Source organism: Oceanobacillus jeddahensis, from assembly GCF_000750635.1.
Lineage (GTDB): Bacteria > Bacillota > Bacilli > Bacillales > Amphibacillaceae > Oceanobacillus > Oceanobacillus jeddahense.
The window spans coordinates 517,652-542,644 of record NZ_CCDM010000001.1; the positions used below are offsets into that span (position 1 = coordinate 517,652).

Below are 24,993 nucleotides of genomic sequence, written 5' to 3' on the forward strand. Positions count from 1 at the left end.
ATAAATTTTGTTAGCTGAGCATAATAATGCCATCTGCCTTGACGCATTGAAATAAGTTTTAGAATCTTGATACGGATTTCAGGAAAGCTATGGTAAAATTAGAAAGCATACGGCAGACAACCTGCCGTATGTGCAAAAACCTCCACGAAAGGAGGTGTGCTCTCAAGTGAACAGAAAGAAGCGTAAGCAAGAAAAACTACGCGAGAACCGGCGTAGGAGAAAGGATATAATTGAAGGCCTAATCAACCTTTGCAAAATTATATCCTATATCAAAAACTGGTTTTCCTAGTTTTTTTCCGCCATGTATAATTACAAATTACATGGCGGTTTTTTTTTGCACGATAGGAAAGTATAAGAAAAACTATGTATTCACTTAAAGACAAGTGAATACGAACTTTTCTAAAAAACGAAAAAAAGAGCTGATAATCAGTCAGCTCTTTTTCGTACTCTCAAGTGAATCGCGTAAGTTTTCTTTACACCTTTATTTTAATCCAAACTGAGATCCCTGTCAACAGAGTGATATCTCTCGTGTGATTATAATAAAGGTTCTATTATACTATTCCCGTTATCCAATTATTTATGCCTTTATTTTTTAATTTGTGTCAGTGTATATGCTTCAAAAGACAACAGAAGCTCCAAAAACAGTTTCAAACATTAATCTATACGAATCTTAAACATCGTTCCTTTCCCAACTTCACTCTCCATTTCCACTTTGCCGCCGTGCGCCTGAATAATATCTCTTGAAATAGCCAAGCCTAAGCCGGTTCCGCGTGAAGTCGTATTCGTTCCCCGGTAATAACGATCAAAAATTTGTGCCTGTTCTTCTTTTTTGATCCCTTTCCCATCATCACGAATAATAATGCCGTCTTCCTGTACTTCTACAGTTACCTTTACATTCTCATCATTATGGATCATGGCATTGAAAATAAAGTTCAATATCGCTCTTTTCATTAAATGCTGATCGATATTCCAGGTTAGTTCGGGTGCATGGCTGCTAAAGTCAATTTCACGTGTTTGGAATTGCGGGTCATTTAGTAAATCAATAATCATTTTTTTGACAAAGCCTTCTACCCGGATTTCCTGCAGGTTCAAGGTCATCTCCCGGTTTCTGAGCCGCATCGTTAAATTAAAATCATCCAGAAGCTCTTTCATATAAAGCGATTGCCGTTCAATGACTTCAGCATATTCTAAGCGTTCTTCTGCAGAGATATCCTCATTGCTTAATAGCTCGGCATAACCCCGGATGGATGCGAGCGGTGTTTTAATATCATGCGAAACATTGCTGATCCATTCATTGCGCATCTTCTCCAGCTTTTGCCGTTCATTTTCATGGGCCTGCAAGGTTTCAGACACGTCGTTTAAGTTAGAGAAAACGCGTTTAAATACCCCTGGCCGCTTCATTTTTTTCGGTTCAAACTTTCTTTCCTTCAGCTCACTGATGCGTTCTATAATACGTGAGACAGGTTTGGTCAGCACGGTGCTGAATAGGAATCCGACAATAAAAGCGATAATTAAATCGACTACAATAATGGCACCAAGAAATTGGGAAGCATACGTCAGGAACTGTTGCGGATCAGCCATAATAATGGTCCGCTGTTGCTGGGAATCTGGAACGCCAATGATATAGCTGAAGCCCTCATATTCTCCGATAAAGTAGGTATTCAAATCATCATCCATATATTTATATTTATGCACTAAATCAATCGGTGTATAGTGTGTAGCAGCATTATCTGGTGCAAATTCATCGGATAACACATTTCCATTTTCATCTAATATTTGCAGCCATGCTCCAAATCGGGTCAGTGCATCCTTTCCTTCTTCGGATACAACAGGTTCGCCATCTTCCATTGACAAATAGTAGAAGAAGGAACGGGTAAAGTTTTCTCCTGTATCATGAATGATATCTTCTGGATCCTCATTGTGCTGAGACAATATCAACGCAAGCAGGATAACGGTATTCACGATGCTCACGATAAAAACAATACTGAGGATGGAAATAAGGTAGCGGATGGTGAGTTTCCATTTCATGGTGCACTTTCTCCTTTATAAAATAAAAATCTTTTCATGATGTAAACAATAGAAGTGTCTTATGGATTAAAACGATACCCCAGCCCTTTTACCGTAACAATATAGGCGGGTTCTGAAGGATTTTCTTCAATTTTCTCCCGCAGTCTGCGGATATGCACCATCAACGTATTATCTGCTCCGTAAAAGTCTTCGCCCCATACAGTTTCAAATAAGGTTTCTTTACTTAAAATATGCTTTGGATTACGCATAAAGCAAGCCATTAAACCAACTTCTTTCGCCGTCAGTTCTAAAACTTTGCCATCCTTACTTATCTCCGTTTCATCTCCATTGATTGTAAATTCGCCAATATTTTTATCCGCTTGTGCTGGAGCATGCGAGCTGGCAGCTTCCATGGAATAGATACCTGCCCGGCGCAGCTGTGCTTTCACGCGATAAGCCATTTCTTTGGGAGAGAATGGCTTCGTAATATAATCATCTCCGCCAATAGCAAGTCCAAGTATTTTATCGATTTCATCGGATTTAGCGGATAAAAATAGGATTGGAATACGAGATACGTCGCGGATTTTTCGGCATAAATCATAGCCTTCCCCGTCAGGAAGCATCACATCCAATATCGCCAAATCGGGCTCAAATTTAACAAATTGCTGCCAGCCTTCTTTGATAGAGCCAGCTGTTGCAATTTCGGTTATCCCCTCTTTTTGCAGAGCTGTTTTCATTAACTGACATAAGTCCTGTTCATCATCCACAATTAAAATTTTGGGCTTTTCCATGCTGTGTTCCCGCCTTTCTTGTTTGTATATGAAGTGAAGTTTCCTTTTATCATTTACTAAAAAGTTGAATTATTACTATCTTAACAGGAATTCGTCAACTATGAGCGAGATTTAAACATTTTGTAAGGTTACATTGATGGCTGTTTAAGGATGGAGGTCTATAGTAAAGATATAGCAAGTTCACAAGAAATGTAAAAGAGGTGCAAAAATAATGGAGCATTTATTAAAAGTAAATGGTGTTGAAAAAATATATGGAAAAGGCGCAAATACCTTTCAAGCGCTGAAAGACATTTCATTTACCATCGATCATGGTGAATTTGTCGGCGTGATGGGACCGTCTGGAGCAGGGAAGTCAACGCTTCTTAATGTACTGGCTACGATTGATACACCGACAAAAGGGGATATTTATGTAGAGGAAGACAATATTGCTAAGATGAAGGAGGATAAATTGGCAGATTTTCGCCGCGATCATTTAGGTTTTATTTTTCAGGATTATAATTTATTAGATTCCTTAACGGTGAAAGAAAATATTTTGCTGCCATTAGCGGTTGCCAAAAAGCCGGCAAAGGAAATTGAAGAAAAAGTAACTGCCATTTCCCGTTCGTTTGGCATCGAGGGTTTATTGGATAAATATCCATACCAAATTTCTGGAGGACAAAAGCAGCGTACTGCTTCCTGCCGTGCGCTCGTATCTAATCCAAAGCTTATTTTTGCGGATGAACCGACCGGAGCACTTGATTCCAAGTCAGCTACGGATTTGCTGGAGAGCTTAAGTAATCTGAATGAAGCGCATGAAACAACGGTGATGATGGTAACACATGATGCTTATGCAGCAAGCTTTTGCAGACGCATTCTGTTTATAAGAGATGGAGGCCTGTCGCAGGAGCTTGTTCGCGGCACGCATACGCGAAAGGAATTCTTCCAGATGATATTAGATGAATTGGCAGAAGCAGGCGGTGACGGGAATGACCTTGTTTGATTTAGCATTAAAAAATATTCGCAGAAATATAAAAAGCTATGGATTATATATTGGTTCCACGATTTTCTCGATTATTATTTATTTTACCTTTGCTATGCTGAAGCATAGTGACGATATCAGCGGATTGGCAGAGACTTCGAAACAAATGCAGGCGGTGATGAGCGCTTCCGCATTTGTACTGATGATTTTTGTGGCTATATTTATTCTGTATTCAAATTCCTTTTTTATGAAAAAAAGGAAAAAAGAAGTTGCTCTGTATTCCTTATTAGGAGTACGTAAACGATCGATTGGTTTTTTACTATTCTTTGAAAATATCGTGATTGGACTGATTGCATTAGTTATCGGGGTGAGCCTAGGCTTCTTATTGTCGCAAGCCTTACTAGCTCTTTTATTAAAATTAATGGGATTATCATTATCTGTCGGTTTTGCATTTTCCATGCAGGCAGTGATTGAGACAGTAGTTGTCTTCTTTCTTATCTTTTTAGTTACTTCTTTAATGGGTTATCGGGTGATTTATAAATTTAAGCTGATCGATTTATTCCATGCCGAGAAAAAAGGAGAAGCACAGCCGAAAGCACGTATCTTCTCTGCGTTAATTGGAGTACTTGCCTTAGCGGGAGCTTATTGGTTGGCACTGCAGGATTTAATGACTTCTTCAGCCTGGCGGGTTTTAGGATTAGCAATGCCGCTTGTAATTATCGGATTAACGGTTTTAGGATCGTATCTTTTATTTAGTAGTGTCCTTGTCTATATTTTAAATCTATTGAAAAAGAGTAAGAACTGGGCTTGGAAAGGGCTTAATTTAATGACATCTTCCCAGCTCCTTTACCGGATCCGCGGGAATGCAAAAACATTAACGATTATTGCGACGCTGAGTGCGACAACGATTACAGCAGGCGGAGCCATATTTGGCACGTATTATAATACAGAAAAAAATGTAGAAGAATTGGTCCCTTTCTCCTTTATGTGGGAAGGAGAAGAACAAGATATTGATCCCGGATTAATAGAAGATAAGCTCAGCTTCGAGGCAAAAGAAGTCATCGTCGAAGGAGAAATCTACGATGAGGCATATTCTGTGATCGATAAAAATGCTTTTCAGAATCTGGCGGAGGCACTTGACTGGGATATCGATAATATGGAACTGGAGCAAGATGAAGCTATTGTTGTTGAGCCTTATTTTGATGAACGGTGGCAAGAGCAGCCTGAAACAATAGATTTAACGGATGATGTGAAAAAAGTAGAAGCATTTTATGATAAGCCGTTATTTAATATCCCTACATTACCGGGGACAACCGTTGTTGTAAATGATACAGCTTTTGAAGAGATAGATGGAGAGAAGGCCACTTATCAAGCAGTGCAGATAGAGGACTATAAGAGCCATTTAGATCTCTCTAAAGAATTGGAAGCAAAAACAGAGAATTTCTCCAGCGCTGTACAAAATTATCAGGCTTCCATAGAATCCTCTGGAGCGATGTTATTTGTAGGTGGATTTCTTGGATTAGTATTTTTAGTGGCTACAGGCAGTATTATCTTCTTTAAAATGATGACAGAAGCGGAAGAAGATAAGGATAAATATACCGTTTTATATAAAATCGGTGTTTCTAAAAAAGAAATGAAAAAAACCGTACGTTACCAGGTTGGACTCATTTTCTTGGCCCCGCTCGTATTGGGATTAATGCATGGAACGGTTGCGTTGATGGCATTTTCCAATTTGTTGGAAATGAATTTATGGGAGCCAGTCACTATTTGGATGGCGGCCTATACGATGATTTATATTTTATATTACGTGGTAACAGTACGGGGCTTTAATAAAAACATTACTCAAGCTGTTACACAGGAGGGTTAACATGAAGAAAATAATAGCTTTGGTGATAAGCGTTGTTGTTTTATTTGTTGCTGCGGTTGTGGTGTTGATGACAGTAGACTTTAACCGGGCAGGGAAGGATAATGTTTACGTTCAAATCGACGAATCCGCATATACGGAAGAAGAAAAGCTGGATAATGGCGAAGTAATGAAGACGTATTGGTATGAACAGCCGGCTTATACAGAGGATGGAGAAGAAATTCATGTTGAATTTTCTGCACAAAAGGAATTGCGGCAGGGAGCATATCTTATGCTTTACGTGAATAAGGATAATGAAGTTTCTTCGTATGATGAAGTAAGTGAAGCGGAATTGCCGGATGCGGTGGAGGAAGCATTGTAGTCTGGGAGATAGCAGCCTGATAAGATATAAAGCATTTATATCTTATCAGGCTGCTTTTATGCAATTCAATACCTATTCTTTACGTTACGAGAGAAAGACTATATGATTAAGAATATATGTAAAAAATGAAAGCGGGTTTAAAGGAGAAGATTTTATATGAAACCTAAAATCGAGGACGTCGCGAAGGTTGCTGGGGTCTCTCCAACAACAGTGTCTCGTGTACTGAATGATAGAGGATACATCAGCAGCAAAACGAAAGAAAAAGTGTTTGCAGCGATGAAGGAAATTAACTATGTGCCCAACGACCTTGCGCGTTCTCTATATAATAAACGTACCTATTTGATTGGTGTCATCGTGCCTTCTACCAATCATCCTTTTTTTGGTGAGCTGGTAGACAGTATTGAGAAGATGTGTAATGACAGAGGATATAAAGTTTTGCTATGCAACAGTTTGCAAGAGGCAGAAAAAGAAAAAAAATATTGGGATATGCTTCGACGAAATCAAGTGGACGGTGTCATTGTTGTAACCTATAATCGCGGATTGATTGATAAAAATCAGCAATTTCCGGCTGTAGCGATTGATCATTATCTATCAGAAAATATTCATGTTGTCAGTTCAGATAACTTTCAGGGGGGCGAACTTGCCAGTAAAGAACTACTGGACGTTGGATGTAAAAATATTATTCATATTAATGGAGATGTGAATTTGGAAACACCAGCAAATGAAAGACAATATGCTTATGAAAAAGTGATGCATGATGCAGGAAGAAAGCCATTAACATATCATGTACCGAATGTTGCTTATTTAGAAAGTAATATTGATGTGATAAAACAGCTTTTTCAGGAAAATCCAGATGTGGATGGTATATTTGCCAGTGATGATTTATTAGCTATTCGTACCTTACAGCATGCTAAAAGTTTGGGTTATCGAATACCGGAGGATTTAAAAATTATTGGTTATGACGGAACAGGTTTAATTCGTTCGATTTATCCTGAATTATCAACGATTGTCCAGCCAACATATCAAATTGCAGAAAATGCAGTCGAGACATTAATTGATGAGATTGATGGAAGATCGCAGGAGATAAAAGAAAAAACATTGTCTGTTTCGCTGTGGAAAGGAAAAACGACGCGAGCTTCTTTGTAGAGTAATGCTTTTTGTCTATATTTATATAAAATAAATAATATCTTAACGAAAAAATCTGCTATAATAACCAAACATATAGGTGAGATAAGGAGTGTTATCAAAGATGATAGGAGCAATTGAAGCAGGGGGAACAAAGTTTGTGTGTGCAGTTGGGAATCCAGATGGAACGATTCTGGAACGTACTTCATTTCCGACAACATCGCCAGAAGAAACTTTAGCAAAGGTGGAAGAGTTCTTTGCACAGCACCCAATTGAAAAAATGGGAGTAGGAGCTTTCGGGCCAATTAATTTACGTGCTGACAGTGAAAATTATGGTGCGGTTGAAAATACACCAAAAATTCCTTGGCGTAATTATCCGCTTTTGGAAGAATTAAAAAAACGTTTTAATATTCCAGTAGCAATTAATACGGATGTTATTGCTGCATGTCTCGGAGAATATGAATATGGTATTGGAAAAGATGTTTCCAGTTGTCTTTATATAACAGTAGGTACAGGTATAGGAGCGGGACTTGTTCAGGATGGAGAACCATTTCAGGGCAGAAACCATTCTGAAATGGGGCATGTTTTATTACAAAAGCACCCGGAAGATACTTTTGAAGGAACATGTCCGAACCATGGTACCTGCTTAGAAGGGCTGGCCTCAGGGCCTGCAATTGAAGCGCGTCATGGCCGGAAAGGTGCTGAATTAGCTGATGAGGACCAAGTTTGGGAGATTGAAGCGCATTACCTTGCACAGGCAATATTAGATTTCTTTGTTGTTCTTTCTCCAGAAAAAATAATTCTTGGAGGAGGAGTAATGAAACAGGAAAAACTCTACCCAATGGTTCGTGAAAAATTTATGGAACGGTTGAATGGGTACATTGAAGTAGCGGACGTAAATGAACTAATCGTAGCTCCAGGCTTAAATGATGAACAGGGAGTAAAAGGGTGTATTGCATTAGCAATAAAAGAATAGCATGGAGGGATGAACGAAAGGTTGAATAAACAGACCTTGTTCATCCTTTTTTTAGGAAGAACGAAACTTTTCTTGTATTTATATAAAGTACAAAATTTTATGTCAACCGGTTGACATATTTCTGAAAATATAAGATGATAGTACGTAAGAAATTACTGACACCGTTTTCAATGTTTTTCATAAACATAAATTTAATTTTAAAGAGAGGGATAGTTATATGTTATATCAAGAAAAACATCGTCCGCAGCTTCATTTCACACCAAAGGAAAACTGGATTAATGATCCGAATGGTCTTGTTTACTATGAAGGAGAGTATCATTTATTTTATCAGCGTAATCCGCATGCTAATGATCATGCTGATATGCACTGGGGGCATGCAACAAGTACAGATTTATATCATTGGGAAGAGCACGGGATTGCGTTAGCTCCGGATGAATTAGGAACCATCTTCTCTGGATCCGCAGTGGTAGATAAATATAACACCAGCGGCCTTTTTGAAAGCGATACCGGTGGACTGGTTGCTATTTTTACACATGATGGAGAAAGCCAGGAGCAAAGTATTGCCTACAGTGAAGACAAAGGAAGAACATGGATAAAGTATGAAGGAAACCCGGTGATACCAAACACAAAAATAAAAGATTTTCGTGATCCAAAGGTTTCCTGGCATGAAGAAAGCCAGCAATGGGTTATGGTATTGGCTTGTGGGGACCACATCCAGTTTTATGGTTCACCAAATTTAATTGATTGGACCTATTTATCCTCATTTGGAAAAGAATATCCTTCCTATATTGGTGTCTGGGAATGTCCGGACCTGCTTTATTTACCAGTAGAGGACAGTTCTAAAAAAGAGTGGGTGCTTATTGTAAGTATCAATGCAGACGGTCCTAATGGCGGTTCCGCAGTTTATTATTTTACTGGAAGTTTTGATGGGAAAGAATTTCATCCGAATGAAACACCGAAAGATGAATTGAAGTGGGCAGATGCAGGAAAAGATTTTTATGCAGCTGTCAGCTGGGATAATACAAAGGATACTTATTGGATCGGCTGGATGAATAATTGGCAGTATGCGGGAGTTGTCCCGGTCTCGCCATGGCGCAGTGCAATGAGTCTGGCGCGGAAGCTTTCCTTATTTGAAAAAGATGGAAGTCTCTTATTAAAACAAGAGGCCATCATCGCAGACAATAGCAAAGAAGAGGTTTCTTATAAGGATGTAACCATTCAGCCTGATGAGACAGAAAGCTACGAAATTAGTAATACTGCTCAGGTAGATTTACAGATTTCAAAAACGTCAAATAGTACAAAGTGGGGCGTGCAATTTGTTACAGATCAGGATGAAGCTTTCCGATTGGTAATAGATAAGCAGTCAGATGCGTATACATTCTATCGGAATGAGGGGATCATTGATTTCTCTGAAGATTTTCCAGAAGAAGTGAAGGGAAGTCTGAATGGGCTGGACGTTCAAGCGCTTAAAGCAATCGTTGACAAATCTTCGGTTGAGCTCTTTTTAAATGATGGATTAACTGTTTCAACAAACCTGATTTATCCTAAAGGCGCAGTGACAAAACTAGAGATATTTGCAGTAAATGAAGCACTAAAAGTAGATAATGTATCATGGACAAACTTGTATTCTATTTGGAAATAATAATGGCTGCGTGGAGGAGTAATCAAACTCCTCCCCACCTTATAAGGAAAGGATCTAATAAATATGGATTTTTTAAAGAATAGTAAATATTGGTTCTCATCCGGATATCTATTTTTCTTCTTTATCACATGGTCAATCTGGTGGTCTTTCTACGCAATTTGGTTGAACAACAGTCTTGGATTAACAGGAGCACAAGTCGGAACAATTTACTCGTTTAACTCTTTCTTTTCTTTGTTTTTCATGATCCTTTATGGATATATGCAGGATAAGCTCGGGACGAAGAAAAACCTCGTCTGGATACAGAGTGTGGTACTTGTTCTTATTGCACCGTTTGTTATTTATGTATATGAACCGTTACTGCTAAATAATTTTTACTTAGGGGCAGCCCTCGGGGCCATTTATTTAGGAGCCGGTTTTATAGCAGGAGCCGGATTTTTGGAATCCTTTACAGAAAAACTGAGCCGTAAATATGACTTTGAATTTGGGAAGGCACGTATGTGGGGATCATTAGGTTATGCTGTTTCTGCCATTGGTGCAGGAGCATTAATGAGCATTAACCCACATATTAATTTCTGGATTGCATCTGGAACAGGGATTATCTTTCTTTTGATTAATGTATTCTTTAAAGTGGAAGTTACCAAAACTGAAGAAAAAAGTGTTTCCAATATATCGATGAAAGATATTCGCTTTCTCTTTTCAAATAAAATATTCTGGTTTTTAATTATTTATCTGTTTGGAACCGTATGTATCTACACGGTATATGATCAACAACTGTTTCCAGTCTACTTTGTAAGCCTATTCTCTGACGGTGGTGCTGATGGGAATACCGTTTACGGAATTCTGAACTCTATACAAGTGTTTGTTGAAGCAATTTTCTTATTCTTAGCACCATTTATCGTTAACAAAGTCGGGATTAAGCGTTCACTTGTATTAGCAGGAAGTATCATGGCTTTCCGTATCATTGGTTCCGCAATGGTAACAGGTGGATTTGGCATTTCCTTTATGAAAATGCTTCACGCAGTCGAATTACCGATTTTATTAATTGCGGTATTTAAATATATTGCTGCAAACTTTGACGTTCGACTTTCTGCAACTGTCTACCTTATCGGTTTTAAGGTTTCCAGTGAAATTGGTGTCATTATTTTCTCTGCATTGGTCGGTTGGATTTATGATCAGACAAACTATGAGACAACCTTTTATATCTTAGGTTCTATTGTTGTACTATTCGTTATTTTTTCAATTTTTGCATTGAATAATAATGATAAAGAACAAAAATTAGATGAGCATGAATTTGCGATGGCGAAGGACTAGATAAAAAGCAATGAGCTGTTTAAGCAGTTCATTGCTTTTTAATTGAATAATTAAGTTGATTGCCTTTGGTATGGTTTAAAGGCTTTTGTCATTGATAAAGTTCTAGTGATGATCGAAATATTAAAATAATATTGACAAATTAAAAATTAATGAATTATACTGTTATCTATCAACTGTTAACAGATAACATTTAAATAAGGAGAGTTATTTAATGAAGTTAAATGTAAGCGTTTTATTCATGGGGTTGTTTCTTTTAGCTGCACTTATCGGCTGTGAACAATCAGAAGCTACAGGTTCTTCTGAACAAGAGCAATTTACGTTTAAACTTGCTCACACAAGTGCTCCGAATCATCATTATCAAACGATTAGTGAAGAATTTGCTGAGTTAGTTCATGAAAGGACAGATGGAAATGTTACCATTGATATTTTTCCTTCTGATCAGTTGGGAGACCAAAATATTGCTGTAGAGGGTGCTTTAATTGGCACACAAGACATTGTATTAACATCAGGTACTTTGCTTTCTAATTGGATTCCTGAAGTAGGAGTATTGAATCTGCCATTTTTATTTGAAGATTCTAATCATGTTAGGCACGTTTTAGATGGTGAAATTGGAGATGAATTATCAGCGAAAGTAGAGGAACAAGGGGCTCTTGTTTTGGCGTGGTGGGAAAATGGTTTTCGTAGTATTACTAATTCAAGACAAGAAATTAATGAGCCGGAGGACTTGGCAGGACTAAAAATTAGAACGCCTGATGGAGAAGTATTTCTAGACACATTTACAACATTAGGAACGCTTCCGACTCCAATTTCTTTCGGGGAGTTGTATTCAGCTCTACAACTTGGAACAGTTGATGCGCAGGAAAATCCGCCGGCTCATATTATTACACAGAGATATTATGAAGTGCAGGATTATGTATCTAGGACAAATCATATTCATATTGCTACACCAGTATTAATGAACAAAGAATTATTTGAAAGTATGCCCATAGAATACCAAGATATAGTAAAAGACACTGCTGTAGAGCTTGCGCAGGTTCATACAGATATGGTCAATGACTTGGAAGAAGAACAATGGGAAGAAATTGAAGCAAACGGAATGCAAATTACAGATGTAGATCCAGAACCTTTTAGAGAAGCAACAGAATCAGTTTATGAAAAGTATGAAGATATTTTCGGAGCAGATATTATTGAACGAATTCAAGATGCTCAAAATGAATTGTAAAGGAGGGAACACATGAAGCTCTTAGAATGGATAAATAAAATACTTGAAATAATTACATCACTTAGTGTTGGAGTTATTACTGTACTGGTACTAGTGCAGGTGCTTTTTAGATATGTTTTACAAACACCATTAACAAGTTCAGAAGAATTAACAAGATATTGCTTAATATGGTTAGTTTTATTAGGTTTTTCTATTCTTGTCCGTAAAAATAAAAACATTTCGGTTACTTACTTTCAAGAGTTATTTTCAAAGCGAATACAAAAAGTTTTTCGAATTGTAGTGCATTTTATAGTGGCTTTTTTCTGTATTGTTTTGATATATTTTGGTTTTGATTTATCTATGAAAGCGATGATTCAAGTAACCCCTGCAACGGGTTTCCGAATGGGTTATGTTGATTTAGTTATACCAATTAGCGGGGCTATCAGCTTATTATTTACGTTAGAAAATATAGTGAATGAAATAAAAGTAAAGCCGGAAGAAAGTAGGTGACTTTAGTGATTTTAGTAATGTTTATTGCGTTTTTTATCTTACTATTTATTGGTGTACCAATTGCTGTGTCGTTAGGCTTATCCGGTATTGCCGCTATACTTATAACTGGAGCAGATACATCTTTATTAATGGTGCCTCAAAAAATTATTGGTGGCTTAAATAGTTTTACATTGCTTGCAATTCCTTTGTTTTTATTAGCTGGAAATATAATGGCAAAGGCTAAAATATCCGACAAATTAATAGACCTGGCAGCATTAATTGTAGGGAAACTACCAGGTGGTTTGGCTCATGTATCTGTTGGTTCATCAGCTATGTTTGGTGCTATATCCGGGTCAGCTCCCGCAACAACTGCAGCAATCGGATCTATTATGATACCGAATATGGAAAATAGAGGATATAATAAAGTCTATTCAGCTTCGGTTATATCATCAGCTGGTGTATTAGGTCTTATTATTCCACCAAGTATTACGATGGTACTTTATGGTGTAACGGCAGGTGTATCAATTGGAGACCTGTTTATATCAGGGATTGTTCCGGGTATTCTCTTAGCAATCGGATTAATGGTTTTAAATTACTTTCTTTTAAAGAAAGATAAAACAACAGTTACCAAAAGTATGGAAATGGGAAGTTCTGTAAAAGTAATATTGAATAGTTTTTGGGCGCTGTTATTACCAGTTATTATTATAGGAGGAATATACTCAGGAATTTTCACACCAACTGAATCAGCAGCAGTGGCTTGTCTATATGGGATTATCATTGGATTTTTTGTATATCGGACATTAAATTTTAAAAATTTATATATTGCATTAAAAGATACAGCGCAAAGCACTGCAATGATAATGATTCTAATTGGATCTGCACATATTTTCAGTGCAATAATTGCATCAGAAAGAGTGCCGGAGAAGGTAGCTGGCGTCATGTTGTCTTTCACGGATAATCAAGTTATAATTATGTTATTACTACTTCTATTATTGTTAATAGTCGGAACATTCTTGGAAAACGTTGCATCTATTGTATTGGTCGTTCCTACTGTAGTTGGAATTTTAGAACATGCTCAAATTGATCTCGTATATTTTGGAGTCTTTATGGTAATTGCTTTGGCTGTGGGACAAATAACTCCACCAGTCGGTTTGAATTTATTTGTTGCATCAGAGATTGCCGGGATAAGATTTGAGTCTATGGTGAGACAAATTATTCCATATCTGGTGTTCTATATCATTGCACTGATTATATTTATATTCTTTCCGGGATTATTAACAATGCTTATTTAGAAATAGAGGTAAAGCATAGGAAGTAACAAAAGGGATGATTAACTTGAAAATAGTAAAAGCAAAACCTTTATACATGCAAGTTCACGGTGCATTACGTCAAGAAATAATAAATGGAAAATTAAATTATGGTGAACGAATTAATGAAGTAAAAATCTCTCAAACATTGGAAGTTAGTAGAGGACCTGTAAGAGAATCTATTAGCAAGCTTGAGCAAGAGGGATTATTAGTAAGAGACGAAAAAAATGTATTACGTGTATATACTCCAAATGCGGATGATTTGAAAAATATATATGAATGCAGAAGAGCGCTTGAATCTTTAGCTGCAGAGAAAGCAGCTGAAAGTATTTCAGATCAAGGTCTGGCTGATTTGGAGCAATTGATGGTTAAATCAAGTAAGGTACTGGATGAAAAAGATGATTTAGAAAAATCAACAACGCAGTTTCTAGAATTAAATAGCGAATTTCATCATATTATTATTCAAGCTGGTGAGAATAAAAGACTTTTGGATCAAGTAGCACAATTAAAAAGTTTAACAAGATTATATCGTAAGTTTAACATCCATAACCATGAACGAAGAGCTGTTGCACATTCGCAACATTATAATATTTTTTTAGCTTTAAAAGATAGAGATAGCAAAAAGGCAAAAGAGTTAATGGATGAACATATTCAATATGATATGGAAAGTCTATTAAATTTATTTTTAAGAATAAAGTAATAAAGTAGCTTATTTTTTCGTTTTTAATGTTAACAGTTAACAAAATTTATTTTTAGAATTGTTGAGGTGGTTTTTATGTTTGATGAAAAATCAAAGGAATTATTAAAAGGATTACGCGTTTTAGAGATGGGAACATTAATTGCAGGTCCGTTTGCAGGGCGATTATTTGCAGATTTTGGAGCAGAAGTTATTAAGGTTGAAACGCCAGGAGCAGGGGACCCAATTCGTAAATGGCGTAAAATGCATGGAGATACATCACTGTGGTGGTATGTTCAAGCAAGAAATAAGAAGTCTATTACACTTAACTTAAAGTCAGAAGAAGGTCAAGAAATTATTAAAGAACTTATACAGAATACAGATATTATTATTGAAAACTTTCGACCCAGAAAGCTGGAAGAGTGGGGCTTGGGCTACGAAGATTTGAAAGCGATTAACCCTAAAATTATTATGGTGCGAATTTCAGGTTATGGTCAAGATGGACCTTATAGTAGTAAACCCGGCTTTGGTAGTGTAGGTGAATCGATAGGAGGAATTCGCTATTTAACAGGCTATTCGGATCGACCTCCTGTAAGGGTTGGAGTTAGTCTGGGAGATTCTATTTCATCCCTATATGCTGTGATTAGTTCAATGATGGCAGTTTATAACCGGGATATTGTTGGCACAGGAAAAGGGCAATATATTGATGTTGCTTTATATGAAGCTGTTTTTAGCTTAATGGAGAGTATGGTACCTGAATTTGATTATTATGAACATATTCGAGAAAGAACAGGGAGTTCCTTGCCGGGGATTGTTCCATCAAACACATATCGATGTAAAGAAGATAAATATATCGTTATAGGTGGCAATGGGGACAGTATATTCAAGCGTTTGATGAAGGCAATTGGGCGTGAGGATATAGAGAAAGATCCCAAATATGCATCTAATGATTTACGGGCAAGACAAGCGGAGTTCCTAGATGCTGCTATTACGGAGTGGACACAAAAGCACACTTTGAAGGAAGCACAAGAAATTCTTGATAAATATGATGTTCCTAATGGTCCAATATACAGTATTTCAGATATTTTTGAAGACGTACATTACCAAGCAAGAGAAATGATTAAAGAAGTTGAAGTAGAGGAACTCGGAAAATTAAAAATGCCTGGTATAATGCCGAAGTTTTCGGAAACACCTGGAGAAATAAAATGGGCCGGACCTAAACTGGGAGAGCATAATCAAGAAGTATATAAAGAAATTCTCGGATTTACAGATGAAAGAATAATAGAAATGAAGGAAAATAACACAATATAAAAAAGGAGGAGAGCGGATATGGATGTGAAAATTCAAGAGGTAATTTCAAGAGATGGTTTTCAGATGGAAAAGGAATTTGTGCCAACGGAAAAAAAGGTACAATTGATTAATGAACTAAGTGAAACTGGAGTTCATAAAATAGAAGTAACGTCGTTTGTGTCTCCAAAAGCAGTACCACAGCTTAAAGATGCAAGTGAAGTTGCAACTAGAATTAATCGGACCCCAGATGTAACTTATGTTGCTCTAATAGCTAATTTACGTGGAGCAGAACGCGCATTAGATGCAGGAATGGATGAAGTCAATTTAGTGATGTCGGCAAGTACGACACACAATAAAAAAAACGTGAATAAAACACATGAAGAGTCGTTGTTTGAGTTCCAAAAAATAATGGATACAGTAAAAAGTACAAAAATGAAGGTGAATGGTACGGTGGCAACTGCTTTTGGATGTCCATTTGAGGGAGATATTTCTGAAGATGCAGTTCAACAGTATGTCAATACCTATTTGAAAATGGGGATGAATAGTATTACTTTAGCAGATACAACTGGCATGGCAAACCCTGTTCAAGTGAAACAGCTAGTTTCTAAAGTAAAAGAACAAATTGGGGATATACCACTTACATTGCATTTTCATAATACGAGAGGCATGGGGCTGGTTAATGTAATTGCAGCAATGGAAGCAGGTGCAAATCAATTTGATGCATCTTTAGGAGGTATTGGTGGATGTCCATTTGCTCCTGGAGCTACTGGGAATATTTGTACAGAAGATCTAGTCCATATGCTTGATGAGATAAAAGTGAAACATAATACTGATTTAGATAAACTTATTTCATTATCGAGCGGGTTGACAGAAGTAATTGGAAGAGACGATTATCCAGGGCAAGTAGTTAAGGCTGGTAAAGTTAGTGATTTGCATACAGTATAAAGAATAATGTAATTGCTAGTATGGCGTTGGGGTAACATACTAGTTGTAATATATTTATAGAAGGGGCTGTTGCACAATTAGGTAACTGATCGTGCAACAGCTTTTCTTATGCTTCTATCGTGCAAAAAACAGACCATAAGGTGTCTGCTCTGATCTATAATTAATTATGAAAAGTAAACCAATCATACAGCGACCTCAGTACATTTAAAATGTAGCAATTTATCACCGATAGATGTTGAAGAGATGGTCCCTAAAAATGATTTATTCCTTCTGTTATAACCTTAATAAAATATATCCGAAAATCCAATCTGATCGCCTAAATTACTGTTTTCATCCTTTAGAGGCTGCCAAAAAAGGGAAGTTTATTTAAGTGCGTCAAAAAATCAATTGTTTCTCCTGTTATTACCAAGAAGGAGAATGGTCAATCCTAAAATAAATAATCCAACATAAAAAAAGAGGCTTTCATCAAAGGCAAACCATGCATTTTACAACAGTTCCTTTTATGTAGTCCGTTTAATTTTGAAAGTTCTTAAGGAAGAAACGATAACATAAATGACGTAATATAATGTGATGATAAATGAATATTCCTGCCACTTCATTCTAAAGAAATTGGAAGTGTGGGTTTCTGAGGTGTCGACTTTCAAGATGTCAATGAACCGTTAGCGGAGTTGGCACATCGGTGTGCTAAAAACATCCAACCACACTATCCCATTGGCCCTGCCTCCTGAGAGTTCTTTTCAGTCTATATGAGATTCATACGTTTGTTCCAGTCCCAGAATATACTAGTACAGATGTTGCAACAAATGTTTTTTGGTGGGGTAATCGCAGTCCCAACCCCAGGACGTTGCGATGTTAGCCTGACTTAAAAGTGGGAGTCCTCTTTTCTAATCAAGATAGAAAGAAGTATACAAATTATTAAGAATATTCATGGATAAGCATATCGCTTTCTAACAATTGCAGGATGAAAAACGTAAGAAGAATTTTGCTGAAAAAGAAGGAGTTTACAATAAAAAGGCGAATTTAACATTATGAAAGGGTTTTCAATTTATTAGTTTATGTAGCTCTCATTTAAAAGAGCTTTTTATAAACTAATACATTATAACGTTATGTTTTTTAGGGTGTAGCATATATATTATGAAGGGGTGATGGTAAATGGAAATTATATTTAAGGGTGACGTAGAAAATTTACGTTCAGGGATCGCAGAGTTACAGGAAGCTTATACATTTAGTGTAGCGAATAAAGGTGGTATTGTGCTAACGGGTATTCAAGATGAGCGTGCCAAAGGGTTAATTGTGGAATTTGATGGAGAAACCGGGACAATTACCTATCAGCAGCCATGTCATTTTTTTAGAGCACTTGGTTTGATTTTAGAACAGTTAAAGAAAGGAGTTAAGCAGAGTCATATCCAAGAAACGATGCAGTTTTCCAGCGTAGGGCCGATGTTTGATTTATCCCGTAATATGACAATGAAGCTGTCTACGTTAAAGGATTTTATCCGCAAATTAGCGGTGATGGGGCATAATACGGCAATGCTGTATATGGAAGATACGTATGAAGTAGACGGAGAGCCTTATTTTGGTTATATGCGTGGGCGTTATAATGAAAAAGAATTGCGGGAGCTGGATGATTATGCGAGTCAATTTGGGATAGAGCTAATTCCTTGTATTCAAACATTAGCTCATTTAGAGGAATTTCTGAAATGGGATGCTGCTTATAAATATAAAGATACCAGGGGAGCCCTATTATTAGAGAGTGAAGATACGTATGATTTGCTGGAGCGGATGATTGCTTCTGTGACGAAGCCTTTTCGAAGCAACCGTGTCCATATCGGTATGGATGAAGCAGAAGAGGTAGGGCGCGGCAGATATTTAAATATGCATGGTTTCAAGGACCGATTTGATTTAATGAAGGCACATCTCGATAGAGTTATTGCCATAACAAATAAATATCATCTGCGTGCTGTAATGTGGAGCGATATGTTTTTAAAATTGGCTTCTGAAACAGGGGATAGCTACGACAAAACAACAGATTTACCAGATTATATTGTGAATCAGCTTCCTGATAATGTGCAGTATATGTATTGGCAGTACGCTCAATCTGATAAGGAGCACTATGAGCGGATGCTGAAACAATTAAAACGGTTTGGTACTACACCGGCATTTGCTGGGGGAATGTGGGTATGGAATACGTTTGCACCTAACTATCAAATATCCCTTACGGCTAGTGAACCAGCGCTTACTGTTTGCAAGCAAGAAGGTATTGAAGATGTTTTTGTAACACTGTGGGGAGATGATGGTTATGAAAATAATGTATATCATGCACTTTATGGATTACAGTTCTATGCCGAACACGCTTACCACATGGAAGTCAATACAAACCGGTTGAAAGAACGTGCACTGTTTTGTACAGGCATTAATCCAGATGCACTCTTGGCATTAAATAAAATGGATCAGCCACCCGGTGTAGATGAAGGAAATACATTGCAGACAAACCCCTCTAAATTTTTGTTATGGCAGGATGTATTGCTGGGATTATTTGATAAGCATGTCGAAAAAAAGAATGTAGGGACGTTTTATGAAAACCTGGCAGAGGAAATCGGGCAGTATAATCAACAAACGTCAGATCACTTTTTTGATGTGCCGGAAAAGTTGTGTCGTGTCCTTGCGAAAAAAGGGGATTTAGGTGTGGAATTAAAAGCAGCGTATGACGCATCAGATCAAGAAAAGCTTAAAGAAATTGCCCAGCACATAATACCAGAAGTAATAAAGCGTGTGAAAGAATTGCAGAGTGCTCACCGGAAACAATGGCTTTCCTTGAATAAACCTTTTGGATGGGAAGTCATTGATATTCGCTATGGAGGGTTATTACAGCGTTTAGATACCGCTTGCCAGCGGGTTGAGGAGTATGTAAAGGGAGACTTGGAGCAAATAGAAGAGCTGGAGCAAGAGCGATTGTATTTTTCTCCAAATGTAGAGGAGTCTAGCGGCTTGGGCTGGTGCAGCTATTATTATCGGATGGCTTCTCCTAATGTATTCTTTCATGTATTGCCGATTTATTGAGGGGGGAAATCCATTGGATAATCAAACGATGGAAGTACTTATTGGAAGCTATGGAGAGGAAAATTCGGCATGTATTCAGTGGTTGCAAATACATGCCGAATCAGGTGAAGTTCAATGGTTAGGTGAACAAGATGGAATCGCTAATCCATCCTTTTTAGCAAAGCACCCAACCCAAAAGCGAGTATATGCTGTCAGTGAAGTACCAGAGGGAGAGGTAGTTTGTTATGAATTACACGATGAAACGCATTGTCTGAAAGAACGACAGCGTTTGCCGACACATGGCGGACCATGTTACGTAGAGGTGAGTGCCTGTGGCGGTTATTTGTTTGTAAGCAATTATTCGAATGCCGGCGTTGTTGTTTATGCTCTTGATGAAAAGGGAGATTTACAAGAAGAAATAGAATATCTGGATTTCACTTCTACAAATAATGGCGCTTCTCATATTCATACGGTTCGGCAAATTCCAGGGAGCTCCCGTATCCTGATGACGGATATTGGTAAAAGTAAAATCTATATATATGAGTGGGATGAAGAAAAAGGACGTTTGCTTCCCTTTCAAAATTTGATGATACCAGAGAAAACAGGACCGAGGCACGTTGCTTTTCATCCGGAGAAGTCAATCGTATATGTGATCAATGAATATCAATCAACGGTATTAGTGTATCAGTATACAGACCAATCAGCTTTTTTACAGTGCATTCAAGAGATAGAAACGGTAAGTGAGCAGAAGAATTATGGCGCAGAGATTCAATACGTTGATGGGAAAATCATTACCTCTAATAGGGGTGCAGACTCGTTGACTTTTTTTCATGTGGCTGAAGATGGTTTGCTTGAAAAAGAAACCTCCATTCTTACAGGTGGAAAATGGCCAAGACATTTTTGTACTAACCAATTATTGAATAATCAATTATTTATTTGTCATCAAAACAGTAATAATATAACGATTTTTAAACAAATAAATAATACATATTTAATAAAAAATAATACAATCTTGGTACAATCACCTGTTTGTATCATTAAAATATAGCGTCCATATAAGCTTTTAAATAAGGTAATAAATAAAAATAGGTTCTTCGACAAAAGGAGACAAAAAAACATATTAATCATTATAATGTTATGTTGACGCATTCAAATAATAGTGGTACTATTTTGAATAAGCAAAAAAGTCTGTATTGCATCTTAGATGATTATGGTATTGAAAAGGAGGAGTTTAGACTAAAAGACCAATAAAAACAACGCGTCGGAAAAGGATCTTCTGCTAAAATTGCCGACGTTATGCGGGTAACGTAGAAGTCATCACATCATGTGGAAGCTCGTTTTACATTTTTTCCTACTTAAAAGGGGGGTCATTATGTTGAAGAAATTGTTTTTCTTACTAGTAACACTCATTTTTGTAAGCGCTTTATATGCATGTAGTAATGGAGGCGATGCTGATAGTAAGGAAGGGGAGGCAGCGGGTGAAGAAGATGTCAATGCAGAGGGGTTTCCAATTGTGGAGGAGGAGTTAGAGCTCACCTTCTTTGCGAACAAGCCTGCTCAAAATGAAGGCAATGACTGGAATGATATTTTAATTTGGAATGAGTACAGAGATTTAACAAACATTAATGTGAATTGGAATTCCGTAAGTCCGGATGCGCTGGAGGAAAATAGGAATCTGGCGCTGGGAAGTGGTGACTTACCGGACGCGTTTTTCCTTGCAGAGCTGTCAAATACGGATTTATTACGATACGGTTCCCAAGGGTCGTTCCTGCCATTAAATGATTTGATTGATGAATATGCACCAAATTTAAAAGCATTGATGGAAAATGACCCGACGATTGAAAAAGCGATTACTTTCCCTGATGGCAATATTTACTCGATGCCATCGCTCATTGAAGATGATTTTCTCTCTTTACGGCTCAGTGCAAGACCTTGGGTGAATGAAGATTGGTTGAATGAGCTGAATATGGATATTCCGGAAACAACAGGAGAATTTTATGAGTATTTGCAGGCTGTTAAAGAGCTTGACCCAGTAGGGAATGGAGATACGATTCCTTATGGAGGTACAGACATTGCTGAACTTGTTCAATGGCTGTCTGGATCATTCGGCGTAATGAATCATGGTGCCTCTAACACAAACTTGGATTTAGACCCGAATGATGATTCTAAGGTACGGTACTATGCAACCTCTGATGAATATAGAGATATGCTGGAATACATCCATATGCTGTATGAAGAAGGACTGATCGACCAAAGCATTTTCACGATTGAATGGGGGCAGTTCCTTGCCAATGCATCGGATAATCTATATGGAAGTATGATTTTCTATGATCCAATTGAATTATTCGGTGAAGAGATTGGTTCGCAATATAATAGTTTAGCAGCTTTAGAAGGTCCAGACGGGTATCAGTCTTATAATAAACTCTCATCTTCTGTATGGACTCCAGATAACCTGGTGATTACCAGTGAAAACCCGAATCCGGCTGCAACTGTCCGTTGGATGGACCATTTCTACGGAGATGAAGGTGCAGAGCTTTACTACATGGGTGTAGAAGGAGAAACATTTGAAATGGAAGATGGAGAAGCAGTTTATAGTGACCATATTTTGAACCCAGAGGGTGATATGACATTTGAACAGGCAATTGCCCAAGATTTAACATGGCTTGGTTCTATCAGCGGAATTATTAAAGCAGATTATTTCCAAGGGGGAGAAACTGCGCCGCAATCAATGGAAGCAGCTGAAAAAATCGAACCGCAAGTTATCGATGAGGTATGGCCGAGATTTACTTTTACAGAAGAAGAGAACCGCATCCTACAATCAACTGGTGAAGACATTAACAAGTATGTGGAGGAAATGCGCGATAAGTTTATTACAGGTGATGAAGATTTAGATAACTGGGATAGCTATATCCAAACGATTGAGCAGATGGGAATGGAAGAATTGCAGGAGGTTTACCAAGCCGCATATGATCGTTATCAATCTAATTAAAGCAGATGTTTAAAAAGATTCATTCACATCGAGAGGGCAGTATATCTCACGCCCTCTCTTTTATTTTAGAGGTGATACATCATGATGCTGCTTACATAAGACACTTTCACTGCTGCTGTGCTTCATTTAGCAGAACGATTCCATTTGAAGAAGGAGGTTAACGGAAAGATGGCAAAAAATCAATCCATCCAAAAGGGTAGAGGAGCCGTAATCAAAAAGAATTTTCTGCGTAATTGGCAGTTATACCTTTTCATGATGCCCGTCTTTTTATACTTTTTTATATTTCATTATATACCGATGTACGGCGTTCAGATTGCTTTTAAGGATTATTTTGCAACACTCGGTATTTGGGGAAGCGAATGGGTCGGTTTTGAGCATTTTGAACGTTTTTTCAGCTCCTATTATTTTTGGAGACTGCTCAAAAATACCATTATTTTAAATCTGTATATGCTAGTTTTATTTCCATTGCCAATTATTTTAGCATTAGCATTTAATGAACTCCGGAATGGTGCATTTAAAAAATGGACACAGACGCTGACTTACGCACCACATTTTATTTCTGTTGTCGTTGTTGTCGGGATGCTGGTAGCTTTTCTGGACCCGAATACAGGCTTGATAAACCACTTATTACGGGCACTTGGAATGGACACGATTCCGTTTTTAACGAGTCCAGACTGGTTCCGCCACATTTTTGTATGGTCTGGTCAATGGCAGACGTTAGGATGGAGCACGATTATTTATCTTGCTGCACTGGCAGGAGTAAATCCGGAGTTACATGAGGCGGCTAAAGTAGATGGAGCTACACGGATGCAGCGGATTACACGGATTAATATTCCAAGTATTATGCCAACGATTGTGATTCTTTTTATCTTAAATATCGGAAATTTCATGCAAATTGGTTTTGAAAAAGTGCTTCTTATGCAGAATACGCTGAACTCAGAAACTTCAGATGTAATTCAAACCTTTGTATACGAGACAGGTATATTAGAGGGGCAGTATAGTTTTGCTGCCGCTGTCGGGTTATTTGAATCAGCTATTAATATTGTGCTTTTAATTACCGTGAACCAAATTGCACGAAAGGTTAGCGAGAACAGCCTATGGTAAGGAGGGAGATGCATCATGTCAAAGTTTAGCTTATCGGATAAAGCCTTTGACCGGCTCAATTTTCTATTTGTCTTGCTTATAACGTTAATCATTATTTATCCATTAATATTTGTGATTAGTGCATCGATTAGTGATCCTCATGCCGTAAATACAGGGAAGATGTGGCTCTGGCCGGTAGATGTGACATTCGAGGGCTTTCAGCGTGTATTTCAGAATGATGCGATTTGGACAGGATACAAAAATACGATCCTTTATACGGCAATTGGTGTTGTGATTCACTTATTTGTACTTTTGCCGGCTTCCTATGCTTTATCACGAAAAGAATTAATGGGTAAGAAATTCTGGCTTTGGTTTATCTTATTTACAATGTTGTTTAATGGTGGGTTAATTCCTACTTATTTAGTTGTCCGGAATTTACAGATGTTGGACACCATGTGGGCAATTGTCATTCCTGGAGTAGTCGGTGCTTGGTCTATCCTGGTTGCGCGTACTTTCTTCCAACAGACGATACCTGATCAGCTTGTGGAAGCAGCTAAAATCGATGGAGCAAGTGATATCTATTTATTTTTTAAAGTCGTCTTACCATTATCTATGCCAATTATTGCCGTTATGGCGTTATTCCACGGTGTTGCCTTATGGAATCAATATTTTAATGCTTTGATTTATTTGCGGAGTGAAGATAAATTTCCGCTTCAGCTGATATTACGGCAAATCCTTATTTTAAATGAAGTCAGTGCAGATAGTGCATCCAGTGCTGCAGGAAGCGCTCAATCTTTTGCAGACCAAATAAAGACAGCATCTCTTGTGAAGTATGCCGTTATTATTGTATCAGCATTACCGTTGCTTATTGTCTATCCATTCTTGCAACGCTTCTTTGTAAAAGGCGTATTGATAGGATCTGTGAAGGAATAAGATTAT

Annotated in this window: 20 protein-coding genes; 18 read left to right on the forward strand and 2 right to left on the reverse strand. The window is 37.6% G+C overall.

The window, feature by feature from the left end:
• Positions 1–654: 654 nt before the first annotated feature.
• Both BN986_RS02380 and BN986_RS02385 read right to left on the reverse strand, forming a co-directional pair.
• Positions 655–2,028 (reverse strand): sensor histidine kinase, encoded by a 1,374-nt coding sequence (locus tag BN986_RS02380; protein ID WP_040978033.1) that lies wholly within the window; start codon positions 2,026–2,028, stop codon positions 655–657.
• A 59-nt stretch (positions 2,029–2,087) separates the two neighbouring features.
• Complete coding sequence (locus BN986_RS02385; protein WP_040978034.1) at positions 2,088–2,798, reverse strand: response regulator transcription factor; 711 nt, start codon at positions 2,796–2,798, stop codon at positions 2,088–2,090.
• Between the two features lie 211 nt (positions 2,799–3,009).
• Here BN986_RS02385 and BN986_RS02390 point away from each other — a divergent pair, with 211 nt between their 5' ends.
• The 18 genes from BN986_RS02390 (at position 3,010) to BN986_RS02475 (ending at position 24,987) form a co-directional block, all read left to right on the forward strand.
• On the forward strand, positions 3,010–3,777 hold the full coding sequence (locus tag BN986_RS02390; protein ID WP_040978035.1) for an ABC transporter ATP-binding protein: 768 nt from the start codon (positions 3,010–3,012) through the stop codon (positions 3,775–3,777).
• Positions 3,734–5,623, forward strand: coding sequence for an FtsX-like permease family protein (locus BN986_RS02395; RefSeq protein WP_244444927.1), 1,890 nt, complete (start codon positions 3,734–3,736; stop codon positions 5,621–5,623). Before BN986_RS02390 ends, BN986_RS02395 begins: the two co-directional genes overlap by 44 nt.
• A gap of 1 nt (position 5,624) precedes the next feature.
• A complete protein-coding gene (locus tag BN986_RS02400) occupies positions 5,625–5,981 on the forward strand; it encodes a YxeA family protein (RefSeq protein WP_040978037.1) in 357 nt (118 codons plus the stop codon).
• A gap of 156 nt (positions 5,982–6,137) precedes the next feature.
• Positions 6,138–7,127 carry a LacI family DNA-binding transcriptional regulator gene (locus BN986_RS02405; RefSeq protein WP_040978038.1) on the forward strand — a complete coding sequence of 330 codons (990 nt, stop codon included), beginning with the start codon at positions 6,138–6,140 and terminating at the stop codon, positions 7,125–7,127.
• 103 nt (positions 7,128–7,230) lie between these two features.
• Complete coding sequence (locus tag BN986_RS02410) at positions 7,231–8,082, forward strand: ROK family protein (protein WP_040978039.1); 852 nt, start codon at positions 7,231–7,233, stop codon at positions 8,080–8,082.
• A 217-nt stretch (positions 8,083–8,299) separates the two neighbouring features.
• Complete coding sequence (locus BN986_RS02415; RefSeq protein WP_040978040.1) at positions 8,300–9,724, forward strand: glycoside hydrolase family 32 protein; 1,425 nt, start codon at positions 8,300–8,302, stop codon at positions 9,722–9,724.
• 63 nt (positions 9,725–9,787) lie between these two features.
• Positions 9,788–11,035 (forward strand): oligosaccharide MFS transporter, encoded by a 1,248-nt coding sequence (locus BN986_RS02420; protein WP_040978041.1) that lies wholly within the window; start codon positions 9,788–9,790, stop codon positions 11,033–11,035.
• A 211-nt stretch (positions 11,036–11,246) separates the two neighbouring features.
• The gene (locus tag BN986_RS02425; protein ID WP_040978042.1) at positions 11,247–12,257 is read left to right on the forward strand and encodes a TRAP transporter substrate-binding protein; all 1,011 of its coding nucleotides are present in this window, start codon (positions 11,247–11,249) and stop codon (positions 12,255–12,257) included.
• A 12-nt stretch (positions 12,258–12,269) separates the two neighbouring features.
• Positions 12,270–12,746, forward strand: coding sequence for a TRAP transporter small permease (locus BN986_RS02430; protein ID WP_040978043.1), 477 nt, complete (start codon positions 12,270–12,272; stop codon positions 12,744–12,746).
• Entirely contained in the window at positions 12,743–14,017 is a 1,275-nt protein-coding gene (locus BN986_RS02435; protein WP_052400588.1) for a TRAP transporter large permease, read from the forward strand. Before BN986_RS02430 ends, BN986_RS02435 begins: the two co-directional genes overlap by 4 nt.
• 43 nt (positions 14,018–14,060) lie before the next feature.
• Positions 14,061–14,732, forward strand: coding sequence for a GntR family transcriptional regulator (locus BN986_RS02440; protein ID WP_187378513.1), 672 nt, complete (start codon positions 14,061–14,063; stop codon positions 14,730–14,732).
• A 75-nt stretch (positions 14,733–14,807) separates the two neighbouring features.
• The gene (locus tag BN986_RS02445; RefSeq protein WP_040978045.1) at positions 14,808–16,019 is read left to right on the forward strand and encodes a CaiB/BaiF CoA transferase family protein; all 1,212 of its coding nucleotides are present in this window, start codon (positions 14,808–14,810) and stop codon (positions 16,017–16,019) included.
• A gap of 18 nt (positions 16,020–16,037) precedes the next feature.
• Positions 16,038–16,943, forward strand: a complete 906-nt coding sequence (locus BN986_RS02450) for a hydroxymethylglutaryl-CoA lyase (protein ID WP_040978046.1) — start codon at positions 16,038–16,040, stop codon at positions 16,941–16,943.
• Positions 16,944–18,095: 1,152 nt separating this feature from the next.
• Positions 18,096–20,003: a beta-N-acetylhexosaminidase gene (locus tag BN986_RS02455; RefSeq protein WP_040978047.1), complete on the forward strand. Its 1,908-nt coding sequence runs from the start codon at positions 18,096–18,098 to the stop codon at positions 20,001–20,003.
• 13 nt (positions 20,004–20,016) lie between these two features.
• The gene (locus tag BN986_RS02460) at positions 20,017–21,030 is read left to right on the forward strand and encodes a lactonase family protein (RefSeq protein ID WP_052400589.1); all 1,014 of its coding nucleotides are present in this window, start codon (positions 20,017–20,019) and stop codon (positions 21,028–21,030) included.
• A gap of 324 nt (positions 21,031–21,354) precedes the next feature.
• Positions 21,355–22,971: an extracellular solute-binding protein gene (locus BN986_RS02465; RefSeq protein ID WP_040978048.1), complete on the forward strand. Its 1,617-nt coding sequence runs from the start codon at positions 21,355–21,357 to the stop codon at positions 22,969–22,971.
• A gap of 168 nt (positions 22,972–23,139) precedes the next feature.
• Complete coding sequence (locus BN986_RS02470; protein ID WP_040978049.1) at positions 23,140–24,075, forward strand: ABC transporter permease; 936 nt, start codon at positions 23,140–23,142, stop codon at positions 24,073–24,075.
• A gap of 15 nt (positions 24,076–24,090) precedes the next feature.
• Positions 24,091–24,987, forward strand: coding sequence for a carbohydrate ABC transporter permease (locus BN986_RS02475; protein ID WP_040978050.1), 897 nt, complete (start codon positions 24,091–24,093; stop codon positions 24,985–24,987).
• Positions 24,988–24,993: the final 6 nt, after the last annotated feature.